The sequence below is a fragment of the Desulfosporosinus sp. Tol-M2 genome, assembly GCF_059735615.1.
Map to the genome: position 1 here is coordinate 1 of NZ_JCAIJG010000189.1, position 1,505 is coordinate 1,505.

Annotated in this window: 1 protein-coding gene; it reads right to left on the reverse strand. The window is 44.9% G+C overall.

Annotated features, from left to right (window positions below; all coding sequences use genetic code 11):
* Window positions 1-143 precede the first annotated feature (143 nt).
* A complete protein-coding gene (locus tag AC6I5A_RS13820; RefSeq protein WP_052168116.1) occupies window positions 144-1,421 on the reverse strand; it encodes an HD domain-containing phosphohydrolase in 1,278 nt (425 codons plus the stop codon).
* Between the last annotated feature and the right edge of the window lie 84 nt (window positions 1,422-1,505).

Sequence of the window (1,505 nt, forward strand, 5' to 3'; positions counted from 1 at the left end):
AAAGGGCCAAGGGAACCAGCCTAAATTTTCGGAAGTTGAGCTGGCCCAGACGACTCATTTTTCCTCCGCTGATAAGGCTTATAAACACAGCTAGAATCACGGTCTCGATGAGCATACTTTACCTCTTAAACCTCCCTAAATGACTAAGCAGTTTGTAATTGGTCAGTTCTGACCGTTCGAACAGTCGATTCACTCTTGACCACTTTACAGAATATTTCTACTATCTCCGGATCCAATTGGGTTCCGGCGACTCTTTTAAGTTCAGCAATGGCCTCGTCATGTGTCCGGCCTTTACGATAAATCCGATCGGAAGTGATCGCATCATAAGTATCGGCAACGGCAATGATCCGAGCTTCCAGCGGAATTTCTTCCCCTTTGATTCCATCCGGATAGCCCTTTCCATCATATCTTTCGTGGTGATGACGTACTACGAGCCCAATATCAAATAAAAATTTAATTTTTTTGATAATTGTCTGCCCGATGACCGGATGAGCACGAATGGAATCCCACTCCAGTTCCAGCAGTTTCCCCTCTTTATTCAGAATTGCTTCGCTTACCCCAATCTTTCCTATGTCATGCAACACGGCTGCGTATTTGAGGAACACTATCTTTTCATCACTCATTTTGATTTCTTCCGCTACAGCGACTGCAAATTTTCCGACTCTTTCGGAATGTCCGCTAGTGTACGTGTCTTTAGCCTCCAGCGCCTGAACCAAGGCTTCAACCGTATTCAGATAATTTTCTCTCATGTCTACATAAAGCTGGAAGGAATGGCGCGAAATCAATAGGGGAATGAAGAGCAGGAGCAGTCCCCCTGAGCTGTAATTATCATAAATCAAAGCCATGAGCAAACCAAGAGGTACCAGCGCCATAAAGTTGGGCACAGCCCATTTCATATTTCCGAACCAAATAAACCAGGGAGATTTGTTCTGTAATACCCCCAAGGCAATTGCCACCAGGGTTATATTTGTTAACATGTAAGTAAACGCCGCCGCAAGATAAATAATTATTGTCAGAGGGGCGGCACTAAACCCCGTTGCTGTTAACTTCAGCACAACGCTTGCTGCGCAAATAGCTACTACAAACTGTGACGCGTTAAACACCCTTTTGTAAAATGGCTCCCCCTGCACTTCTTTCCCAAAAACAAACAGTCCTCCTATTGCAGCCACCGATACGGAAACCCCAAAAGGAAATAAAATGGCCGCGCAAATAAACACAGCGAAACCCACGGTCACATAACCGCCCCTGGGTAAGGAAACCGGTAGGGATTCGCTGACCGCCGCAAGAAGTCCAAATATTAATAAATGAAAGACATCGATCATCGCCCAATTCATTTGGCAGATAGCCCTAATCCAAATTACCAGAGCTAATAGGGTGATCACAATAAACAGTCTCTTAAAGGACTTCGGAAGATCTTTCATTTCCCACCTCGTATATGTTTTGGCCAACCAACTTTCACATATTAGATTCTGAAGTTTGCGCCTCCGGCAAGAACGAGAGTAACG

What these genes read in the sequence shown, in the direction of transcription:
- AC6I5A_RS13820 (WP_052168116.1), bottom strand. Translation starts at nt 1,421, where the DNA reads ATGAAAGATCTTCCGAAGTCCTTTAAGAGACTGTTTATTGTGATCACC.